Origin of the sequence: Polynucleobacter sp. Tro8-14-1, assembly GCF_018881655.1 — a bacterium.
In the GTDB taxonomy this organism is placed as follows: domain Bacteria; phylum Pseudomonadota; class Gammaproteobacteria; order Burkholderiales; family Burkholderiaceae; genus Polynucleobacter.
Genome location: NZ_JACVPX010000003.1, coordinates 196,189 through 216,273 on the forward strand (window position 1 = coordinate 196,189; position 20,085 = coordinate 216,273).

Below are 20,085 nucleotides of genomic sequence, written 5' to 3' on the forward strand. Positions count from 1 at the left end.
AATATATGATTTTTTAATGTTTATCGCTGCCCTACTTTTACATCACCAAATACGGCCTGGGCTTCTCGAGGTAAACAACGCCAATAACGCTCATTTGCAGTAACTGTGCCACCTAGAGCTGCTGCAGCTTCCCAACCCCAGCGAGGCTTGTATAGGAATGCTCTAGCCAAAGCGATGAGATCCGCATCACCCGCCTGCAAAATGTCTTCGGCTTGCTGTGGCTCGGTAATGAGTCCAACAGTCATAGTTGGCAAACCAGATTGATCTTTAACTATCTTTGCAAAAGGCACTTGGTAATTTGGACCAATTGCAATCTTTTGTTTTGGCGAAATGCCACCAGAAGAAATGTGTACGAAATCACAACCCAAAGGTTTGAGTTGTCTTGCAAAATTCGCTGTTTCTTCCGGAGTCCAGCCACCCTCTATCCAGTCGCTAGCTGAAATGCGTATGCCAAGAACTCCTTGATATGCGGCTCTTACGGCAGCAAATAACTCTAATGGAAAGCGAATGCGGTTTTCAAATGAGCCGCCGTATTCATCCGTGCGTTGATTGGCGATAGGAGATAAAAATTGATGCAACAAGTATCCATGGGCACCATGGAGTTCAATCCCATCAATTCCAATACGACCTGCACGTTTTGCTGATGCTACAAAATCATCAATCAACTTTTTTAATTCAACCTTACTCAATTCATGAGGTAAACGCTCTCCATCTAACTGGGGGATCGCTGAGGGTGCTAGAGTTTCCCATCCGCCCTGATCCGTTGGGAGCAATTGTCCGCCATCCCAGGGGGTTGCACTGGATGCTTTGCGACCTGCATGCGCTAACTGAATAAAAACAGGTACGGCAGGAGCCAACCCGCGCGCTCGACTTAATTTGTCTTTCAAAGCTGCTTCAGTGCGATCATCCCAGAGCCCAAGACAAGCAGGCGTAATTCTGGCCTCCGGACTTACCCCTGTAGCCTCAATAATGAAGAGTGCTGCGCCACTATTCAGCAAATTACCCCAGTGCATGAGGTGCCAGTCAGTTGCCTCGCCGTTATTGGCCGAATACTGGCACATCGGGGCAACCACAATGCGATTTGCCAGCTCTAGAGGTCCCCGCGGGGAATTGAGGGTATAGCTCGAAAATAAAAGACTCATAAAATGCCTTGAAAAATCCAAAAATAGGTCAAAAATACGAAAATTGCTGTTAAGCGCTAGAATACTTAAAAAGCAGAATAAACGAGACAGCGAAGTCGTGCAGGCTAATTGGCCAAACGGCTTTTTTACCCAAAACCTGAAAAATACTCACCACAAGAGATTATGAACGCACCTCAAGCCTTTGAATCAAAAGAAGATATTGGCCACTTTGTTGGCGGCAATGTAGTTAACCCTAAAGATGGTCGCTTTGCCGATGTTTACAACCCAACCAAAGGAACAGTAGCACGCCGTGTTGCGCTTGCTAGCCGTAAAGAAGTTGATGAAGTTGTAGCCAATGCCCAAACAGCCTTTGTGTCATGGAGTCAAACCTCCCCATTGCGCCGTGCACGCATCATGTTCAAGTATCTTGAATTGCTAAACGCTCATCGCGATGAGTTGGCTGCCATCATTACAGCAGAACATGGCAAGGTATTTACCGATGCCCAAGGGGAAGTAACACGCGGTATTGAGATTGTGGAATTTGCTACTGGCATTCCTGAGCTACTCAAAGGCGACTACACCGAGCAAGTATCGACTGGTATCGACAACTGGGTTATGCGTCAGCCTTTAGGTGTAGTTGCTGGTATCACCCCATTCAACTTCCCAGTCATGGTGCCAATGTGGATGTTCCCAGTTGCGATTGCTTGCGGCAACACTTTCATTCTCAAACCCAGCCCTACAGATCCTTCCGCTTCACTGTTCATGGCTAAGCTCCTCAAGGAAGCTGGCCTACCTGACGGCGTATTCAACGTTGTTCAAGGCGATAAAGAAGCGGTTGATGCCTTAATAGAAAATCCAGATGTTAAAGCGGTCAGTTTTGTGGGCTCCACTCCAATTGCCAATTACATCTATGAGCGCTGCTCGCACTTTGGCAAGCGCTCCCAAGCTTTAGGCGGCGCGAAGAACCACATGGTGATCATGCCTGACGCTGATATTGATAAAGCAATTGATGCCCTGGTTGGTGCTGCTTACGGCTCCGCTGGCGAACGCTGTATGGCCATTTCTGTAGCGGTATTGGTTGGTGATGTGGCAGAGAAGATCATGCCAAAGCTGATTGAGCGCACCAAGACTCTAAAAGTTAAAAACGGCATGGAACTTGATGCTGAAATGGGACCAATCGTTACTAAAGCAGCTCTAGAGCGCATTACCGGCTATATTGAGGCTGGCGTAGCTTCGGGAGCAAAACTCCTTGTTGATGGCCGCGGACTCAAAGTTCCTGGCAACGAGAGCGGATTCTTTATCGGCGGTACATTGTTTGACAATGTCACCCCAGACATGAAGATTTACTTAGAAGAAATCTTTGGACCAGTTTTGTCCTGCTTGCGTGTTGCCAACTTTACAGATGCGCTTAACTTAGTTAACTCTTGCGAATTTGGCAATGGTGTTGCCTGCTTCACAAGCGATGGCAATATTGCCCGTGAATTTGCTCGTCGTGTACAAGTAGGCATGGTTGGTATTAACGTACCAATTCCAGTACCTATGGCATGGCATGGCTTTGGTGGTTGGAAAAAGTCGATCTTTGGCGATATGCATGCATACGGCAAAGAAGGCGTACGTTTCTACACCAAGCAAAAGAGTGTGATGCAACGCTGGCCCGAGAGTATTGCTAAAGGTGCAGAGTTTGTAATGCCTACCTCTAAGTAATACCAGGAAGTGATTAGCAAAAAAGCGATCTTCGGATCGCTTTTTTATTTGCCAGGATGAAGTAAAAAATTACTGTAGCGTATTTTTAAGAGCGGGAATCATTGGCATCGAGAGGACATCGATGCCCTCTTCTCGTAAGGCTTCAGCCTCATCGAAAGTAGTTTGGCCACGAATACTTCTCTCAGGAGTTTCTTTGTAGTGAATCTTTCTGGCCTCATCAGCAAAAGAATTGCCAACATCCTCAGATCGGCCCATTAGCTCACGCATACCTTTCAAAAAGGCGGCCTGTACTTGAGCCTCGAGATGAGAATGGTCGCTTCCAGTCAAAGCAACAACGCCCCCACTCATACTTTCAGGTTCAGCTTTAGATAAGGCTAACTCAGTAGAGCTTGATTTACCAATATGGGGGGCTGAAGGCATGCGGGTGATTTCTGTGCTGTCGCATACTGGACAAGCAAGCATCCCCTTGTCCTGCTGAGCAAGGCAATCTTCTTCTGAAGCAAACCATCCTTCAAAGCGATGGTCTAGGGGGCAGGCTAAGTTATAAACTTTCATAAAACGTATATAAGGGCAAAAACGATAAATTCAATACCCTATTTTAATCGGGTTTGAATGCGCCCTATTCGATTGGATGCGGTTTTACTAAGCCCCTACGATAGCGATCAAGCCAATAGGTGGCTATCGTGGTTTTGACGTCCGTAATCTCGCCATCCTCAACCCAAGAAATCAATAGCTCCAATGGAGCAGCAAATACATCCAAAAACTCTTCATCATCAAGATGGCTTTTACCGGGGATCAGCTCCTCTGCCAGATAGATATCAATGAACTCTGTTGAATACGAAATCACGGGATGAATACGGCGAATGAAACTCCATTTTTTTGCTGTATATCCGGTTTCTTCTTCGAGCTCACGTTTCGCGCATACTAAATGATCCTCTTTAGGGTCTAGTTTTCCTGCAGGAATTTCAATGCAGGCTTTTGCGATTGGATAGCGATACTGGCGCTCGAGCAACACACGACCATCATCCAAGATCGCAACAATAGCTACCGCACCCGGATGGGTTAAATATTCGCGTATCGCCTCTTCACCATCAGGCAATGACACTTTATCTCGCTTCATCTTTAAAAAGATGCCGCCGTAAATATCCTCTCCAGATAGACGCACTTCACGTAAATGTTTATCACCAGTAGACAGATCTTCAAATGATTTTTCAGTCATAGGTCTTAGTACATATTCCGTCTGTTATTGATTAAACCAGCTTAACTAAATTGAATGTCATTTTGATGGCACCTGAAATGATAAAGGCCCCTTACGGAGCCTTTAGATAGATGTTAATTCCTTCTAAGACCCCAGTAAGGTACGGCGCATTGCATCTAAACAAAGACTCATTAGACCCGCAGGAACAATGCCGATAACCAAAACCAAAATGCTATTAAGACTCAAGAGCCCTTTAGCAAAGCCTGAACCAGAAACTGTGATCTCGTGCTCAGGTTCATCAAAATACATCACCTTGACTACGCGCAAGTAATAGAAGGCACCCACTAAAGAAGCCATTACAGCGATGACTGCCAAGAAGGTATGCTCAGCATCCACTAGCGCTTCTAGAACGCCCAATTTAGCTGCAAAACCAACTGTAGGCGGAATCCCTGCTAAAGAGAACATCATAACCAGACCAATAAAGGCAAACCACGGATGCTTCTTATTGAGCCCCTTTAATCCATCCAAGGTTTCGCAGTCATAACCTTTGCGCGACAAAGCCATCAATAAGCCGAAGGTGCCAAGGGTTGTCAACACATAGGTAATGGCGTAGAACATTGCTGCACTAAATGCGTGATCATCAAAAACAGACAACATGCCCAAGAGAACAAAGCCCATTTGCGCAATGGCAGAATAAGCCAGCATGCGCTTGATGTTGGTTTGCGCAATTGCAGTCACGTTACCTACAACTAGTGATAGAACTGCGAGCAAAACCAGCATTGGCTGCCAATCGCCCAATAAAGGCAATAAGGTATTTACCAATAAGCGAAATAACAATGCAAATGCAGCTAATTTTGGAGCTGCAGCAATCATTAAGGTCACAGCAGTTGGCGCACCTTGATAGACGTCCGGTACCCACATATGAAATGGCACCACACCCAACTTGAAGGCTAAACCGGCAACAATAAATACCAAGCCAAACGCCATCACCAAATGGTTTACACGAGGGTCAGCAACGGTTTTAAAGATTTCAATAAGGTCAAGTGATCCGGTGACACCGTAGAGCATCGACATGCCATAAAGTAAGAAACCGGATGCTAATGCACCCAAGATAAAGTACTTAATACCGGCTTCCACACTCTTTTCGCTGCTGTGACGCATTGCAACTAATGCGTATGTAGGCAAAGCCATCAACTCCAAGCCTAGGTATAGAGTTAACAGATTTGCACCAGAGATCAATACAAACTGGCCAAGCAAAGCAAGCAGAGCTAAGACAATGAAATCCGGACGGAACAAGGCGCGATCCATCAAATATTGCTTAGAATAAATCAAGCTCACCAAAACAGCGATGCAAGAACATGCCTTGAGTAAGTTAGAAAATGGGTCAGACTGAAATAGCCCATTCATTGCTACAAGCGCTGGATCGCCCATGCGTCCAATGAAAGCAAAAATGAGATACGCCAATAAGATCAGCGAGAAAAAGTACACGAAGCCAACTCCACGCGGAGTATGAAAGATGTCTTGCTCAACACCAGGGGTAGATGCCACTCTTTCGTGAACATAAACGCTAGCAACCAATAACAAACAGGTTGCTACGAGTAAAACAAGTTCCGGCAGGATGGCGTAAAGGTCGAATGCTTGCATTTGTACTTACTCAGAGTTTGCTGACAGCAACATGCTGCAACAGATTAATTACAGCTGGATGAATGATGTCGGTAAATGGTTTTGGATAGACACCCATACCAATTACACAGATAGATAAAACTGCCATCAAGAAATATTCACGACCGTTCAAATCCTTTAACTCTTCAACGTGGGCATTGTTAACGGTACCGAAAAATACACGTTTCACCATCCACAAGGAATAAGCGGCGCCTAAGATCAATGCTGTAGCAGCTAGGATACCGATGACAAAGTCATAGTCAACAGCAGCTAAGATCACCATGAATTCACCAACAAACCCAGAGGTAGCAGGTAAACCGCAGTTGGCCATCGCCATTAATACGGCAAACGCAGTAAATGCAGGCATGCGATGCACTACGCCACCGTAATCAGCGATCTGTCGGGTATGCATACGGTCGTAAAGTACGCCAATGGACAAGAACATCGCACCGGCAACAAAGCCGTGTGAAATCATCTGCACAATACCGCCCTCAATACCCAGCGGACTAAAGAGGAAGAAGCCTAAGGTTACAAAGCCCATGTGAGCAACTGAAGAATAGGCAACCAGTTTTTTCATGTCTTTTTGAACAAGAGCAACTGCACCTACATAGATCACCGCAACCAAAGATAAGAAGATTACAAAAGGGCCTAAGTATTGGCTCGCATCTGGCGCGATTGGCAAAGAGAAGCGCAGAAATCCATAGGCACCAAGCTTCAACATAATTGCAGCCAAAACCACTGAGCCACCTGTTGGCGCTTCAACGTGGACATCTGGTAGCCAAGTATGTAATGGCCACATTGGAACCTTGACAGCAAACGCCATAAAGAATGCTGCAAACAATAGGATCTGCTCGACAATATCTAATCGGGCATTTTGCCAAGCCAAAATATCGAATGTATTAGTCACGTTGTACAAATACAGCATGGCAATCAAAGTAAGCAAAGAGCCAAGCAAGGTATACAAGAAGAACTTAAATGCCGCATAAATACGGTTGTGGCCGCCCCATACACCAATGATGATGTACATCGGAATTAATGTCGCCTCAAAGAACATATAGAAAAGCAATGCGTCAAGAGCGCAAAATACGCCGATCATTAGTCCAGACAGGATCATGAACGAGGCCATGTATTGCGAAACCTTAGTTTGAATCACTTCCCATGCTGCAATCACCACAATGACGTTGATGAATGCAGTAAGTACGATGAACCAAACAGAAATGCCGTCAATGCCTAGGTAATAGTTAATATCGTAACGTGGAATCCAGCTGATCTTTTCAACGAACTGCATTCCAGAATTAGCGATATCAAAATTAATCAACAATGGAAGCGTTGCAATAAAGCTAAGCACAGCTCCGATCAGGGTCAACCAGCGTACACCGGCAGTTGATCTTTCAGACCCATAAAACAAAATAATGAGTCCAAAGACAATCGGGGTCCAAATGGCGTAAGAAAGAATCATAGTGGCTACTTAAGTAACAAAGGCCTAGCGAACAAAAGGCAGGTAAGCATACAAAACCCAAGCTAACAATACAGCTAGGCCCGCAATCATTGCGAAGGCATAGTGGTAGAGATAGCCGGATTGCAAATGACGAATTACTCCGGCAAAGCGCCCTACTGCATGGGCACTACCATTAACAAAGAAACCGTCGATGATCTTTTGATCACCGCGATGCCATAAGAAGCCGCCGATCCAAATAAGGCCTTTAGCAAACACGGCTTGGTTGATTTCATCGAGGTAATACTTGTTATCAAATAATTTCTTAATTGGTGCAAATGTTTCGGCAACTTTGGCTGGTAGCTTAGGAGCCCAGAGATAACCAATCGCAGCAGTCAACACGCCAAGTACTACCAACAACAAGACTGGTGAAGTGAATGCATGAATTGCCATTGCAACTGGACCATGGAACTCATCTTCCAACTCTTTCATCACCGGATGGCGTGCTAAGTCGATAAAGATGGAATCGCCAAAGTAAGTTCCGAATAACAGCGGTGAGATTGTGTAGAAACCAATAATTACGGATGGAATTGCCAGAAGAATCAATGGCAATGTCACAACGAATGGTGATTCATGGGGCTTTTGACCTGGAGCTAAACCATGATGCGCATGATCGTCACCCTGCTCCGCATGATCATGATGATGGTCGTGGGCATGTGAATCCTCATGACCCCAGCGTGCTTTACCGTGGAATACATAGAAATATAAACGGAATGAATACAGGGCTGTTACGAATACGCTAGCCATGACTGCAAAGTAGGCAAAGCCTGAACCAGGGATATGACTTGCAGCTACCGCCTCAATAATGGAGTCTTTTGAATAGAAGCCTGAGAAGAATGGAGTTCCCACCAGAGCCAGATTGCCTAACAACATCATCAAGCAAGTAATTGGCATATATTTCCAGAGACCGCCCATCTTGCGCATATCTTGTTCGTGATGCATACCAAGAATCACGCTACCTGCTGCAAGAAATAACAATGCCTTAAAGAAAGCGTGAGTCATCAAATGGAAGATGGCTACCGGATATGCAGAAACACCCAATGCGACTGTCATGTAACCCAACTGAGACAAAGTTGAATACGCAACAACGCGCTTGATATCGTTTTGCACAATACCGAGGAAGCCCATAAAGAGCGCTGTGATTGAACCAATCACCAAGATAAAGCTCAGCGCGACATCTGAAAGCTCAAACAGTGGTGACATGCGTGACACCATGAAAATACCAGCAGTAACCATGGTTGCAGCATGAATCAATGCAGAGATTGGTGTTGGACCCTCCATCGAATCTGGTAGCCAAACGTGTAATGGGAATTGAGCTGACTTACCCATTGCACCAATAAATAAACAGATGCAGGTAACGGTCATCAAATTCCAGCTAGTACCAGGTAATGTCTGGGCTGCTAGAGCGGAATTCTGAGAGAAGATCACGTCATATTGCATCGAGCCAGTACTGGCCAACAGAATGCCGATGCCCAAGATGAAGCCAAAGTCACCGACTCGGTTAACTAAGAAAGCCTTCATATTAGCAAACACTGCAGACTGGCGTTCAAAGTAGAAACCAATCAATAAATAAGAAACCACACCCACAGCTTCCCAGCCAAAGAAGAGTTGCAATAAGTTATTACTCATCACCAACATCAACATAGCAAAGGTGAATAAAGAAATATAGGAGAAGAAGCGGTTGTAACCTTCTTCACCGTGCATATAGCCAATGGTGTAGATGTGGACCATCAATGACACAAAGGTCACGACGCACATCATAGTTGCCGTTAAAGGGTCAATCAGGAAGCCAATATCTAAATTGAGTTCGCCCAATTGCATCCAATGGTAAACAGTTCCATTGAAATAGAAGCCATCCATCACTTGAACTAATACATTGCAGGAAAGCACGAATGCAATGGTTACGCCCAAAATAGTCACAAACTGACTGGCCCCATGACCAATGCGATTGCCGCCTAATTTGGTGCCAAAGAAACCAGCGATGATAGATCCGACTAATGGCGCCAAAGGAATAGCGCAAAGTACAGGTATGTTTAAGGTCAATTGCATGACTAGCCTTTTAGGTGGTCAAGATCATCGGCATTAATCGTGTCAACCTTACGGAAGAGCACAACCAAAATTGCCAGGCCGATAGCTGCCTCAGCAGCTGCCACAGTCAAAATAAAGAATACGAATACTTGACCAGCCATATCACCCAAATAATGGGAGAAAGCCACAAAGTTCATGTTCACCGAGAGAAGCATCAACTCAATTGCCATCAGCAAAACGATGACATTCTTGCGGTTTAAGAAAATTCCGATAACGCTAGTTGCAAATAAGATCGCACCCAACACTAAATAATGAGCGAGAGTGATATTCATTTCTTCCCCCCTCTTGTATCTTGCTTTGCAGCCATGTCTGAACCCATTTTCACAATGCGCATGCGATCTGCTGCAACGACATTGACTTGCTCGTGAATATTCTGCGATTTAGAGTCTTTGCGATTACGCAATGTCAATGCAACTGCGGCAATAATCGCCACTAGTAAGATCACACCAGCAACTTCAAAGGCGTATACATAATCGACAAAGATCAACATACCCAAAGCTTGGGTATTGTTTGCCATCAACTCTTCTGGCATGAGCTGCACTGGCACATCAGTTCCAATAAAGCTACGAATGATCACAATTGATAACTCAAGAACAATGACGGCACCCATCAAGAAGGCAACCGGTAGAAACTTTTTGAAATCGCGACGTAAATGTTCAATATCTAAGTCCAGCATCATCACCACGAAGAGGAACAAGACCATCACTGCGCCAACATAGACCAAAATCAGAGCCAAGCTTAAGAACTCCGCCTTGAGCAACATCCAAAGACCTGACGCGCAAAAGAAAGCCAATACCAAGAATAGTGCTGCATGCACTGGGTTACGAGCCGTGATCACACGAAGCCCAGAAATCACCAATAAGCCTGCAAAGCCATAAAAAAACATGGCAAATAAAGTAGATGGATCGAATGTCATATTAGTTAAGCTCGATTCGATTAACGGTAAGGTGCATCAGCTGCACGGTTAGCGGCGATATCTTTTTCGTATTTATCACCCACAGCTAAAAGCATGTCTTTAGTGAAATACAAGTCGCCGCGCTTATCGCCGAAATACTCAAAAATATTTGTTTCAACAATGGCGTCTACTGGGCAAGCCTCTTCACAGAAACCACAAAAGATACATTTAGTCAGGTCAATGTCATAACGGCTGGTACGACGAGTGCCATCATCACGCTCAGCAGTTTCAATGGTGATAGCATAAGCCGGACAAACTGCTTCACATAACTTGCAGCCAATACAGCGCTCTTCACCATTTTCATAACGACGAAGTGCGTGCAAACCACGAAAGCGACTGGATAACGGCGTCTTTTCTTCTGGGTATTGAACGGTAATTTTTGGCTTAAAGAGATAGCGACCGGTAATAGACATGCCGACCAAGATATCTCTTAGCATCAAGCTATCGAGGAATTGGGAAATTTTCTTAAACATGATTTATCAACTTATTTCCAAATATTCCATGGAGAGACAACCCACGCGCCGATCACAACCACCCAAAATACTGATATGGGAATAAATATTTTCCAACCCAAACGCATAATTTGGTCATAGCGATAGCGCGGTAATGTAGCGCGCAACCAAATAACGCAGGATAGGAGGAAGAATGTTTTACCAAATAACCAGAAGAACCCTGGAATATCACGCAAGATTGGCAAGTCAACAATCGGCAACCAACCTCCTAAGAACATGATGGATGCAACAGCTGCAATCAAAATCATGTTGGCATATTCAGCCAAGAAGAACATGGCAAAAGACATACCTGAATACTCAACCATGTGTCCAGCTACGATTTCAGATTCACCCTCAACCACGTCAAATGGATGGCGGTTTGTTTCAGCAACGCCAGAGATAAAGTAAATCAAGAACATTGGTAATAAAGGTAACCAATTCCACGAGAGGAAATTAAGACCCATGCTGGCAAAGTAGCCCTGCTCTTGTGAAGTTACGATGGCGCTTAAATTTAACGAACCCGAGGTAAGCAAGACGGTAACCAATGCAAAGCCCATTGCAATCTCATAGGAGATCATTTGAGCTGATGCGCGCATTGCACCGAGGAATGGATATTTAGAGTTAGAAGACCAACCAGCCAAGATAACCCCATAAACACCAATAGAAGAAATAGCCATGATGTACAGCAAGCCTGCGTTTACATCAGCTAAAACCATCTTTGCCTGAAATGGAATCACAGCCCAAGCAGCAAATGCAGGCATGATCACCATGATTGGTGCAATGAAGTACAAAACCTTACTAGCTTGAGCAGGTGCAATGATCTCTTTCATCAAGAGCTTTAATGCGTCAGCAATTGGCTGCAATAAACCCAGTGGACCTACGCGATTTGGGCCAAGACGAATATGCATCCAGCCAATCAACTTTCTTTCCCAAAGGGTTAGATAGGCAACGCAACCAAACATCGGCAATACGATGATCACAATACGAATCAATGCCCAAACCAAGGGCCACAATGAGCCAAAAATAGCCTCGCCTTGAGTAGTTATGAGGTTCAAGAAATTATCCATCTCGTCCCTTATGCCTTACTAATAGTTACTGGACCAAACATCGATCCCAATTTGGCACTTGCCATGGTGCCAGCAGAAATTCTGACAGCTCCAGGCGCTAAATTAACCTCTAATGTTGCCGGCATATCAACCGAATGAGAATCTTGGCTAACACGCACTGCATCACCCTCTTTGAGGCCCAATTCAACGAAAGTGATTTTATTTAAGCCTACCTGATTGCCACGCTTAGCATCACGCGTTAACTGCAAAGCTGAAGAACGCCGTACGATTTGGTCGCCAGCATAAATGTTGACATCAGCCAAACGCTCGAGACCATTGAAAGGAGCTAGATTTCCATTGGCAATCGAAGAGCTTGTAGCTTTGTTATTTAAGCGATTGCAATAACCATCGTCCAATGCTTCTCCTAGCGCTTCCTCAGGAGCATTAAACAAGAAACCGTCTAAACCTAAGAGCCCACCCAATACACGCAATACTTTCCATGCTGGACGTGAATCACCTAAAGGTTTTACTGAAGGCTGGACTGTTTGAACCCTTCCCTCTAAATTCACAAAGGTAGAGACTGTTTCTGAAAACACTGAAGTAGGCAGAATGACATCGGCTACCTCCATCAAGTCAGCACTCTTATAAGCGCTCAAAGCAATAACGGTATTAGCCTTTGCCAAAGCCGCACGAGCAGTTGCTGGATTTGGCAAATCTGAATCTGGCTCGATATTCATCAAGATCACTGCGCGACGTTCGCCAGATAAGACTGACTCAACACCCACGCCGTTAGCATTCACTAAAGATGCGCCAACGGCATTGCCACCAACTGGCAAGAAGCCTAAGGTAGTACTAGTCTGATCAGCAATAAATTGCGCCATGACGTGCAAGTCAGAAGCGTGGTGATGCGCAATAGCAGCAGAACCAAGCAATATAGCCTTTGACTCACCGGAGAGCAAGCTATCGGCAATCTTCTGCGCCGCAGGAGAAATGGTTAGATTAAATGTGCCAACTGGCGCTGTTACTGATTTTGCTTTTGCAACAGCAAGTGCAACTTCACTCAATGCATTCAACCATGCGCTTGGAGCCACTGAAATACCGCTACTTGGAATAAACCAGTCATCACCACCCGCATCGATACGTAATACTTGTAAGGCGCGTTTGCTGGCAGTACGAATACGAGCAGCTAATACAGGCTGGTCTTTGCGCAAGAAACTACCAATAACTAATACACGATCCAATTCATTGATCTTGGCGATTGGCATACCCAACCATGGCGCTGCTGCAGCATTTTTTACATCAGTTTGGCGCAATCGAGTTTCCATTTGATTGGAGCCAAGGCCACGCACTAACTTTTGCAAGAGGTGCAATTCCTCAGTAGAAGATATTGGGTGGGCTAAAGCACCAATCGACTCAGGACCACTTTCTGCTGAAATTGTTTTCAGAGAATGAGCAACATAATCTAAAGCTGACTGCCAATCTGTTTCTAACCACTGGCCGCCCTGCTTCACCATTGGTGTGGTTACACGGTCAGAACTATTTAAACCTTCATAAGAGAAGCGATCACGATCGCTAATCCAGCATTCATTAATAGCTTCGTTTTCTAGAGCAACTACACGCATGACTTTATTAGCTTTAGTCTGAACTGTAGTGTTGGCACCTAAGCTATCGTGCGGACTAACTGAACGCTTACGTCCGAGTTCCCATGTACGCGCTGCATAACGGAATGGCTTGCTGGTTAAAGCGCCAACTGGACACAAATCAATCATGTTTCCAGACAGCTCTGAATCTACCGTCTGACCAACGAAGGTGGTGATCTCGGAATGCTCACCGCGGTTGACCATACCTAACTCCATAACGCCGGCAACTTCTTGGCCGAAGCGTACACAACGAGTGCAATGGATGCAACGTGTCATCTCTTGCATGGAGATCAATGGGCCAACATTTTTATGGAAGACAACACGCTTCTCTTCATCGTAGCGTGAGTTTGATTTTCCGTAACCAACCGCTAAGTCTTGTAATTGACACTCGCCACCCTGATCGCAAATTGGGCAATCTAATGGATGGTTAATGAGCAAGAATTCCATGACAGAACGCTGAGCCTCAACCGCTTTTGCAGAATGCGTAAACACCTTCATGCCTTGAGTCACTGGAGTCGCACACGCAGGTAATGGCTTAGGCGCCTTCTCCACTTCTACTAGACACATGCGGCAGTTAGCAGCAATCGATAACTTCTTGTGATAGCAGAAGTGAGGAACGTAGGTGCCGAGCTTGTTCGCGGCGTGCATCACCATCGAACCTTGCGGAACTTCTACAGTCTTACCATCTAATTCGATTTCTACCATGCTCACTTTTAGATATCCCGTGCTCTAAATCTTTATAAAGGTTGTGCAGAATCTAAGCAGCGCTTATGTTCTACGTGATACGCAAATTCATCCATATAATGTTTCAACATGCCACGTACCGGCATTGCTGCTGCATCACCTAAAGCGCAAATCGTACGACCTTGAATATTGGCAGCTACGTCATTCAGCAAATCCAAGTCCTCTGGACGTCCTTCACCATGTTCAATGCGATGAACAATGCGCCATAACCAACCAGTACCTTCACGACATGGGGTGCATTGACCGCATGATTCTTCGTGGTAGAAGTAAGACAAACGCTCCAAGGCGCGGACCATACAACGGGTTTCGTTCATCACGATCACAGCGCCAGATCCCAACATTGATCCTGCTTTTGCAATACTGTCGTAGTCCATAGTCAGATCAGTCATCTGCGCACCAGGAACAACTGGCGCAGAAGATCCTCCAGGAATCACAGCCTTCAAAGCTTTGCCATCACGCATACCGCCAGCAAGCTTTAAGAGCTCTGAAAATGGAGTACCCAACGGAATTTCATAGTTGCCTGGATGAACCACGTCACCCGATACCGAGAATATTTTGGTTCCACCATTATTGGGTTTTCCAAGCTCTAAATAGGCTGGACCGCCAATGGCCAAAATAAATGGCACAGCAGCAAATGTCTCAGTGTTATTAATGGTTGTTGGCTTGCCATACAAACCAAAACTTGCCGGGAATGGTGGCTTAAAGCGTGGCTGCCCTTTCTTACCTTCTAAAGATTCAAGCAGGGCCGTTTCTTCACCACAAATATAAGCACCCCAACCTGGGGATGCGTGTAACTGGAAGGAAAAATCGCTTCCTAAAATTTTGTCACCCAGATATCCTGCTGCTCGCGCTTCTTCAAGCGCCTCTTCGAAGCGAGAATACACATCCCAGATTTCACCGTGGATGTAGTTGTAGCCAACTGTAATACCCATTGTGTAAGCGCCGATGATCATGCCTTCAATCAAAGCGTGTGGGTTATAGCGCATGATGTCACGGTCTTTAAAAGTACCGGGTTCACCTTCATCGCTATTGCAAACTAAATATTTTTGTCCCGGGAATTGACGGGGCATAAAGCTCCACTTCAAACCCGTTGGGAAGCCTGCGCCTCCGCGACCACGTAATGAAGAAGCCTTTAATTCGGCAATGATGGCATCAGGAGATACTTTGTCGTTAATTAAACGACGTAGTTGTTGATAACCACCACGACTTTCGTAATCTTTTAAACGCCAGTTATCTCCATTTAATCCAGCGAGGATTAAAGGCTTGATATGGCGATCGTGCAAGCTGGTCATGCTGCTTTCCCTTCTGCACGTAACTCACTCAATAAAGCATCAATCTTTTCTTTGCTCATAAAACTGCACATGCGCTTGTCATTCACCAACATCACTGGTGAATCACCACAGGCACCCATGCACTCACCCTCTTTCAAGGTAAAAGTTCCGCATGGGGTAGTTTCGTTGTAGCCAATACCTAAGGTCTCCTTAAGGTATGTTGCTGCAGTTTCACCATGGGTTAATTGGCATGGCAAATTAGTGCAAATCACCAATTTGTACTTACCAATTTTTTTGGTGTTGTACATGTTGTAGAAAGTTGCGACTTCATCAACAGCAATGCTTGGCATTTCTAAAATCTGGGCAACCGTTTCAATAACTTCAGGAGAAACCCAGCCCACCTCAGTTTGAGCAGCAATCAAACAAGCCATCACAGCGGATTGCTTATGCTCAGCAGGATACTTAGCGATATTGCGATGAATATCAGCTAGTGTTTTATCGGATAGTTGCAGAGTCGTAGTCATTAAATATTCCTTGGCACGCCTATTAGCGGTCAATCTCCCCGAACACAATATCTTGGGTACCAATAATGGTTACTGCATCAGCCAACATGTGACCACGTGACATCTCGTCCATTGCCGACAAGTGCACAAATCCTGGCGCACGAATCTTCATGCGATAGGGTTTATTTGCACCATCAGAAATTAAGTAAATACCAAATTCACCTTTAGGATGCTCAACAGCTGAGTAAGCCTCGCCATCAGGAACGTGAATACCCTCGGTGAATAGTTTGAAATGGTGAATCAACTCTTCCATATTGGTTTTCATATCCACACGCTTTGGTGGGGAAACCTTATGGTTGTCGCTCATCACAGGACCTGGATTAGCCTTTAACCAAGCTACGCACTGTTTGATGATGCGATTAGATTGACGCATTTCTTCCATGCGCACTAAATAACGATCATAAGAATCGCCATTCACGCCCACTGGAATATCAAAATCTAAACGGTCATAGACTTCATATGGCTGCTTCTTACGCAAATCCCACTCGATACCTGAACCACGAAGCATTGGACCTGTGAAGCCGAGCTGCAATGCGCGCTCAGGAGTCACAATACCGATATTCACTAAACGTTGCTTCCAAATACGGTTATCAGTTAAGAGGTTGCAATACTCGTCAACATTGGCATCAAACCCATTGGTAAATTGCTCGATGAAATCAAGTAATGTGCCACTACGATTTTCATTCAAACGCTTGATAGCAGATGCACTGCGAATCTTGTTCTTGGTGTACTGAGCCATTTGATCAGGCAAGTCACGATAAACGCCACCTGGACGATAGTAAGCGGCATGCATACGTGCACCAGATACCGCCTCATACATATCAAAGATATCTTCGCGATCCCGGAAAGCGTACAAGAAGACAGCCATTGCACCAACGTCCAGACCATGACAGCCAATCCAAAGCAAGTGATTCAGCAAACGAGTGAGCTCGTCATACATCACGCGGATATATTGAGCACGCAACGGAACATCAACTTGCAGTAATTTTTCAATGGCCATGACATAGGCATGCTCATTGGACATCATGGAAACATAATCTAAACGATCCATGTAGGGGACGTTTTGAATCCAAGTACGTGTTTCAGCTAATTTTTCTGTCGCGCGATGTAATAAACCGATATGCGGGTCAGCACGCTGGATCACTTCACCATCGAGCTCAAGCACTAGACGTAATACGCCATGCGCAGCAGGATGCTGAGGACCGAAATTGAGGGTGTAGTTCTTAATTTGTGCCATAACTTAAACCGGGCCTCCGTACTGCTCTTCACGAACAATGCGTGGAGTAATTTCTCGTGCCTCAATCGTGACCGGTTGATAGACAACACGTTTTAACTCTGGGTCATAACGCATTTCCACATTACCGCTGATTGGGAAATCTTTTCTAAATGGATGACCAATGAAGCCATAGTCAGTCAGAATGCGGCGCAAGTCTTCGTGACCGTCAAATAGGATACCGTAGAGATCGAAGGCTTCACGCTCAAACCAATTGGCCGCAGCCCAAACTGGTGTAATTGAGGCTACTAATGGGTAGCTATCATCGGGCGCAAAAACACGAACACGTAAACGCCAGTTGTGTTGCAAAGAAAGTAGATGGCTTACAACACCAAAGCGCAGACCGCTCCATGCTCCATCACGGAAATCTTGATAGTCAACACCACATAGATCAATCAATTGCTCAAAAGCAAGCGAAGGATCATCACGCAACAACATGGCAGATTCAAAATAAGTGTCCGCATTAACAACTACAGTCACCTCACCCAATGAAATCTCAATGGATTTAGCGCGCTTACCTAAAACTTTTTCTAAGTTGGCTGCTAATTGAATTAAACGATCTGACATAAATTAAGCCTTCCGCGCAATCGTGCTCGTACGAGCAATCTTAGATTGCAGCTGAATAATTCCATAGATCAACGCTTCTGCAGTTGGGGGGCAGCCTGGAACATAAATATCGACTGGCACAATGCGGTCGCAACCGCGTACTACTGAATAAGAGTTATGGTAATAACCACCGCCATTGGCGCAGGAACCCATAGAGATTACCCAACGTGGTTCTGGCATTTGGTCATAAACCTTGCGGAGTGCTGGAGCCATCTTGTTGCACAAAGTGCCGGCGACAATCATCAAATCGGATTGACGTGGAGATGGACGAAATACGACGCCAAATCGATCCAAGTCATAACGGGAAGCGCCCGCATGCATCATCTCTACCGCACAACAAGCCAGACCAAAGGTCATAGGCCATAAGGAGCCGTTACGCGTCCAGTTAATCAACTGATCCGCAGTGGTAGTTACAAAACCTTCTTTAAGTACGCCTTCCAATGCCATATCTATCACTCCCAGTCGAGAGCGCCCTTTTTCCAGATATATACAAATCCCACAATGAATTCCAATAAGAAAATCACCATAGAGGCGTAGCCAAGCCATCCAATGTCACGTAGCGCTACACCCCATGGGAATAGGAATGCAGTTTCTAAGTCAAATAGGATGAAGAGAATGGCGATTAAGTAGTAACGCACGTCAAACTTCATACGCGCATCTTCGAAAGCTTCAAAACCGCACTCATAGGGAGAGAGTTTTTCAGCGTCAGGCTTCGAAGGAGCCAAGATTTTTCCGAGGAACATGGGGACTAATCCCACCCCAATACCTACGAGGATAAAAAGCAGAACAGGAAAGTAATTAGCGAGATTCAAAATAGCCCTGATTCGTTTGTCTGGTAAATCCTAAAAACAACAAATTATTACTTATTCCACTACATAAGACATTGATTTGGAGCAAAAAACGCTCATCAATACCCTTTTTTGGTGCCGACGGCGAGACTCGAACTCGCACAGCCTAAGCCACTACCCCCTCAAGATAGCGTGTCTACCAATTTCACCACGTCGGCATCTTGCAAAACTCATCAATTCTACTGCATTGCACAAGTGCACTACCCCAAATTCTGGGCTAGAAAATCTGTAAAAGCCTACTGTTTTACTTAGGAACTGCTGGTTTACTTGGATCCTGTGTTGGGGCTACTGGAGCGGCTGGCATTGCTGCCGGGGCTACAGTTCCGGAGAGAACACCAGGACTTATTTCCTTCTTGTTACCAATCCAAGTAATTCCTAAAGTACAAAGGAAGAAAACTGCTGCAAAAACAGCCGTTGTATGGGACAAGAAATTAGCGGATCCGCTAGCACCAAAGAGGCTGCCAGAAGAGCCTGAGCCAAAGGCTGCACCCATATCGGCACCCTTACCTTGCTGTAATAGCACCAATAGAATGACAGCCAAAGCTGAAATTACCTGCAATACGATCAATAAAGTCTTAAACCATTCCACAGCTTATCTCCAAATAAAAAATCTATGCCTGACAAATAGCTAGAAAGTCCTGGGGATTCAAGGATGCTCCCCCAACCAATCCACCATCTATATCTGGCATGGCAAATAATTCAACGGCATTATCAGGCTTGACACTGCCGCCGTACAAAATTCCAACGTGAGATGCAACATCTTCATTAAATTCAGCCAATTGCAGACGAATAGCACGATGCATATCTTGCGCAACTTGAGCGCTGGCGACTTTGCCTGTACCGATCGCCCATACTGGCTCATAAGCGATTAAGCAATCAGCAAGACGATCTTGTAAAACACCCGCCTGCTTTGCAACTTGAGCACAAACAATCTCTTCCGCCCTACCTGAATTTCTTTCATCAGCAGTCTCACCCACACAAATCACTGGAGTCATACCATTGTCCAATACCTCGAGGGCTTTAGCAGCAACGACCTCATCAACCTCTTGGTGCATTTGACGGCGCTCAGAGTGCCCAACGATGACATAAGTACAACCAAGTTCTTTGAGCATTGAGGCCGCAACCTCACCGGTATAAGCGCCCGAACTATGGGCTGATGCGTCTTGTGCGCCTAGATTCAAAAAAGCCAATGAATGCTCTTTAATCAACTGTGCACATTGGGATAAATACGGAAATGGCGGGCAGACCGCATATTTACGTCCAGATGGCATTCCACTCTCCATGCCACGAGCAACGGTCTTGATCCAATCTTGATTGCTCGCAAGACTGCCATTCATTTTCCAATTGCCGATAACGATGAGTGGTCGCATAGGGGTAATG

General features: G+C 45.3%; 20 protein-coding genes and 1 tRNA gene. 1 reads left to right on the top strand and 20 read right to left on the bottom strand.

The annotated features are described in order from the left end of the window. Window positions 1–20: 20 nt before the first annotated feature. Window positions 21–1,142: an NADH:flavin oxidoreductase/NADH oxidase gene (locus ICN34_RS04825; RefSeq protein WP_216121109.1), complete on the bottom strand. Its 1,122-nt coding sequence runs from the start codon at window positions 1,140–1,142 to the stop codon at window positions 21–23. Window positions 1,143–1,304: 162 nt separating this feature from the next. On the opposite strand from ICN34_RS04825, the gene ICN34_RS04830 reads away from it, so the two are divergent. Further along, window positions 1,305–2,825, top strand: coding sequence for a CoA-acylating methylmalonate-semialdehyde dehydrogenase (locus tag ICN34_RS04830; RefSeq protein WP_216121111.1), 1,521 nt, complete (start codon window positions 1,305–1,307; stop codon window positions 2,823–2,825). Between the two features lie 69 nt (window positions 2,826–2,894). Here the strand turns inward: ICN34_RS04830 and ICN34_RS04835 are convergent, their stop codons facing one another. The 19 genes from ICN34_RS04835 to tpiA all read right to left on the bottom strand — a co-directional run bounded on the left by ICN34_RS04835 (window position 2,895) and on the right by tpiA (window position 20,075). Then, window positions 2,895–3,380 (bottom strand): DUF1178 family protein, encoded by a 486-nt coding sequence (locus ICN34_RS04835; RefSeq protein WP_072582477.1) that lies wholly within the window; start codon window positions 3,378–3,380, stop codon window positions 2,895–2,897. A 64-nt stretch (window positions 3,381–3,444) separates the two neighbouring features. Next, entirely contained in the window at window positions 3,445–4,044 is a 600-nt protein-coding gene (locus ICN34_RS04840; protein ID WP_216121112.1) for an NUDIX hydrolase, read from the bottom strand. A 123-nt stretch (window positions 4,045–4,167) separates the two neighbouring features. After that, complete coding sequence (gene nuoN / locus ICN34_RS04845) at window positions 4,168–5,667, bottom strand: NADH-quinone oxidoreductase subunit NuoN (RefSeq protein WP_216121114.1); 1,500 nt, start codon at window positions 5,665–5,667, stop codon at window positions 4,168–4,170. A 10-nt stretch (window positions 5,668–5,677) separates the two neighbouring features. Continuing rightward, the gene (locus tag ICN34_RS04850; protein WP_216121116.1) at window positions 5,678–7,144 is read right to left on the bottom strand and encodes an NADH-quinone oxidoreductase subunit M; all 1,467 of its coding nucleotides are present in this window, start codon (window positions 7,142–7,144) and stop codon (window positions 5,678–5,680) included. Between the two features lie 24 nt (window positions 7,145–7,168). Next, on the bottom strand, window positions 7,169–9,229 hold the full coding sequence (gene nuoL / locus ICN34_RS04855; RefSeq protein WP_216121117.1) for an NADH-quinone oxidoreductase subunit L: 2,061 nt from the start codon (window positions 9,227–9,229) through the stop codon (window positions 7,169–7,171). Window positions 9,230–9,231: 2 nt separating this feature from the next. Continuing rightward, on the bottom strand, window positions 9,232–9,540 hold the full coding sequence (nuoK, locus tag ICN34_RS04860) for an NADH-quinone oxidoreductase subunit NuoK (RefSeq protein WP_072582482.1): 309 nt from the start codon (window positions 9,538–9,540) through the stop codon (window positions 9,232–9,234). Then, on the bottom strand, window positions 9,537–10,184 hold the full coding sequence (locus ICN34_RS04865; protein WP_072582483.1) for an NADH-quinone oxidoreductase subunit J: 648 nt from the start codon (window positions 10,182–10,184) through the stop codon (window positions 9,537–9,539). The genes nuoK and ICN34_RS04865 overlap by 4 nt, the downstream gene beginning before the upstream one ends. Window positions 10,185–10,204: 20 nt before the next feature. Next, window positions 10,205–10,696: an NADH-quinone oxidoreductase subunit NuoI gene (gene nuoI, locus ICN34_RS04870; RefSeq protein ID WP_215319862.1), complete on the bottom strand. Its 492-nt coding sequence runs from the start codon at window positions 10,694–10,696 to the stop codon at window positions 10,205–10,207. An 11-nt stretch (window positions 10,697–10,707) separates the two neighbouring features. Beyond that, window positions 10,708–11,781 (bottom strand): NADH-quinone oxidoreductase subunit NuoH, encoded by a 1,074-nt coding sequence (gene nuoH / locus ICN34_RS04875; RefSeq protein WP_072582485.1) that lies wholly within the window; start codon window positions 11,779–11,781, stop codon window positions 10,708–10,710. An 8-nt stretch (window positions 11,782–11,789) separates the two neighbouring features. Next, the gene (gene nuoG / locus ICN34_RS04880) at window positions 11,790–14,105 is read right to left on the bottom strand and encodes an NADH-quinone oxidoreductase subunit NuoG (RefSeq protein WP_216121119.1); all 2,316 of its coding nucleotides are present in this window, start codon (window positions 14,103–14,105) and stop codon (window positions 11,790–11,792) included. Window positions 14,106–14,137: 32 nt separating this feature from the next. Next, window positions 14,138–15,436, bottom strand: a complete 1,299-nt coding sequence (gene nuoF / locus ICN34_RS04885) for an NADH-quinone oxidoreductase subunit NuoF (RefSeq protein ID WP_216121121.1) — start codon at window positions 15,434–15,436, stop codon at window positions 14,138–14,140. Beyond that, window positions 15,433–15,939, bottom strand: coding sequence for an NADH-quinone oxidoreductase subunit NuoE (nuoE, locus tag ICN34_RS04890; RefSeq protein ID WP_072582488.1), 507 nt, complete (start codon window positions 15,937–15,939; stop codon window positions 15,433–15,435). Before nuoE ends, nuoF begins: the two co-directional genes overlap by 4 nt. Before the next feature lie 22 nt (window positions 15,940–15,961). Continuing rightward, complete coding sequence (locus ICN34_RS04895; RefSeq protein WP_072582489.1) at window positions 15,962–17,215, bottom strand: NADH-quinone oxidoreductase subunit D; 1,254 nt, start codon at window positions 17,213–17,215, stop codon at window positions 15,962–15,964. A 3-nt stretch (window positions 17,216–17,218) separates the two neighbouring features. After that, window positions 17,219–17,818: an NADH-quinone oxidoreductase subunit C gene (locus ICN34_RS04900; RefSeq protein WP_216121123.1), complete on the bottom strand. Its 600-nt coding sequence runs from the start codon at window positions 17,816–17,818 to the stop codon at window positions 17,219–17,221. A gap of 3 nt (window positions 17,819–17,821) precedes the next feature. Then, on the bottom strand, window positions 17,822–18,304 hold the full coding sequence (locus tag ICN34_RS04905; protein ID WP_011902891.1) for an NADH-quinone oxidoreductase subunit B family protein: 483 nt from the start codon (window positions 18,302–18,304) through the stop codon (window positions 17,822–17,824). A gap of 5 nt (window positions 18,305–18,309) precedes the next feature. Next, a complete protein-coding gene (locus ICN34_RS04910) occupies window positions 18,310–18,669 on the bottom strand; it encodes an NADH-quinone oxidoreductase subunit A (RefSeq protein ID WP_012357790.1) in 360 nt (119 codons plus the stop codon). Window positions 18,670–18,778: 109 nt separating this feature from the next. After that, window positions 18,779–18,863: transfer RNA gene (locus ICN34_RS04915), tRNA-Leu, on the bottom strand. Between the two features lie 86 nt (window positions 18,864–18,949). Then, on the bottom strand, window positions 18,950–19,294 hold the full coding sequence (secG, locus tag ICN34_RS04920) for a preprotein translocase subunit SecG (RefSeq protein ID WP_072582491.1): 345 nt from the start codon (window positions 19,292–19,294) through the stop codon (window positions 18,950–18,952). A gap of 22 nt (window positions 19,295–19,316) precedes the next feature. Beyond that, the gene (gene tpiA / locus ICN34_RS04925) at window positions 19,317–20,075 is read right to left on the bottom strand and encodes a triose-phosphate isomerase (protein ID WP_216121126.1); all 759 of its coding nucleotides are present in this window, start codon (window positions 20,073–20,075) and stop codon (window positions 19,317–19,319) included. Window positions 20,076–20,085: the final 10 nt, after the last annotated feature.

Excerpts from the sequence above, each read along its gene's own strand:
- ICN34_RS04905 (WP_011902891.1), bottom strand. The coding sequence starts at position 18,304 with ATGGCATTGGAAGGCGTACTTAAAGAAGGTTTTGTAACTACCACTGCG.
- ICN34_RS04840 (WP_216121112.1), bottom strand. The coding sequence starts at position 4,044 with ATGACTGAAAAATCATTTGAAGATCTGTCTACTGGTGATAAACATTTA.
- ICN34_RS04895 (WP_072582489.1), bottom strand. The coding sequence starts at position 17,215 with ATGGCACAAATTAAGAACTACACCCTCAATTTCGGTCCTCAGCATCCT.
- nuoH (WP_072582485.1), bottom strand. The coding sequence starts at position 11,781 with ATGGATAATTTCTTGAACCTCATAACTACTCAAGGCGAGGCTATTTTT.
- nuoK (WP_072582482.1), bottom strand. The coding sequence starts at position 9,540 with ATGAATATCACTCTCGCTCATTATTTAGTGTTGGGTGCGATCTTATTT.
- nuoN (WP_216121114.1), bottom strand. The coding sequence starts at position 5,667 with ATGCAAGCATTCGACCTTTACGCCATCCTGCCGGAACTTGTTTTACTC.
- ICN34_RS04850 (WP_216121116.1), bottom strand. The coding sequence starts at position 7,144 with ATGATTCTTTCTTACGCCATTTGGACCCCGATTGTCTTTGGACTCATT.
- nuoL (WP_216121117.1), bottom strand. The coding sequence starts at position 9,229 with ATGCAATTGACCTTAAACATACCTGTACTTTGCGCTATTCCTTTGGCG.
- nuoG (WP_216121119.1), bottom strand. The coding sequence starts at position 14,105 with ATGGTAGAAATCGAATTAGATGGTAAGACTGTAGAAGTTCCGCAAGGT.
- ICN34_RS04900 (WP_216121123.1), bottom strand. The coding sequence starts at position 17,818 with ATGTCAGATCGTTTAATTCAATTAGCAGCCAACTTAGAAAAAGTTTTA.
- nuoI (WP_215319862.1), bottom strand. The coding sequence starts at position 10,696 with ATGTTTAAGAAAATTTCCCAATTCCTCGATAGCTTGATGCTAAGAGAT.
- ICN34_RS04865 (WP_072582483.1), bottom strand. The coding sequence starts at position 10,184 with ATGACATTCGATCCATCTACTTTATTTGCCATGTTTTTTTATGGCTTT.
- nuoF (WP_216121121.1), bottom strand. The coding sequence starts at position 15,436 with ATGACCAGCTTGCACGATCGCCATATCAAGCCTTTAATCCTCGCTGGA.
- ICN34_RS04835 (WP_072582477.1), bottom strand. The coding sequence starts at position 3,380 with ATGAAAGTTTATAACTTAGCCTGCCCCCTAGACCATCGCTTTGAAGGA.
- tpiA (WP_216121126.1), bottom strand. The coding sequence starts at position 20,075 with ATGCGACCACTCATCGTTATCGGCAATTGGAAAATGAATGGCAGTCTT.
- ICN34_RS04830 (WP_216121111.1), top strand. The coding sequence starts at position 1,305 with ATGAACGCACCTCAAGCCTTTGAATCAAAAGAAGATATTGGCCACTTT.
- nuoE (WP_072582488.1), bottom strand. The coding sequence starts at position 15,939 with ATGACTACGACTCTGCAACTATCCGATAAAACACTAGCTGATATTCAT.
- ICN34_RS04825 (WP_216121109.1), bottom strand. The coding sequence starts at position 1,142 with ATGAGTCTTTTATTTTCGAGCTATACCCTCAATTCCCCGCGGGGACCT.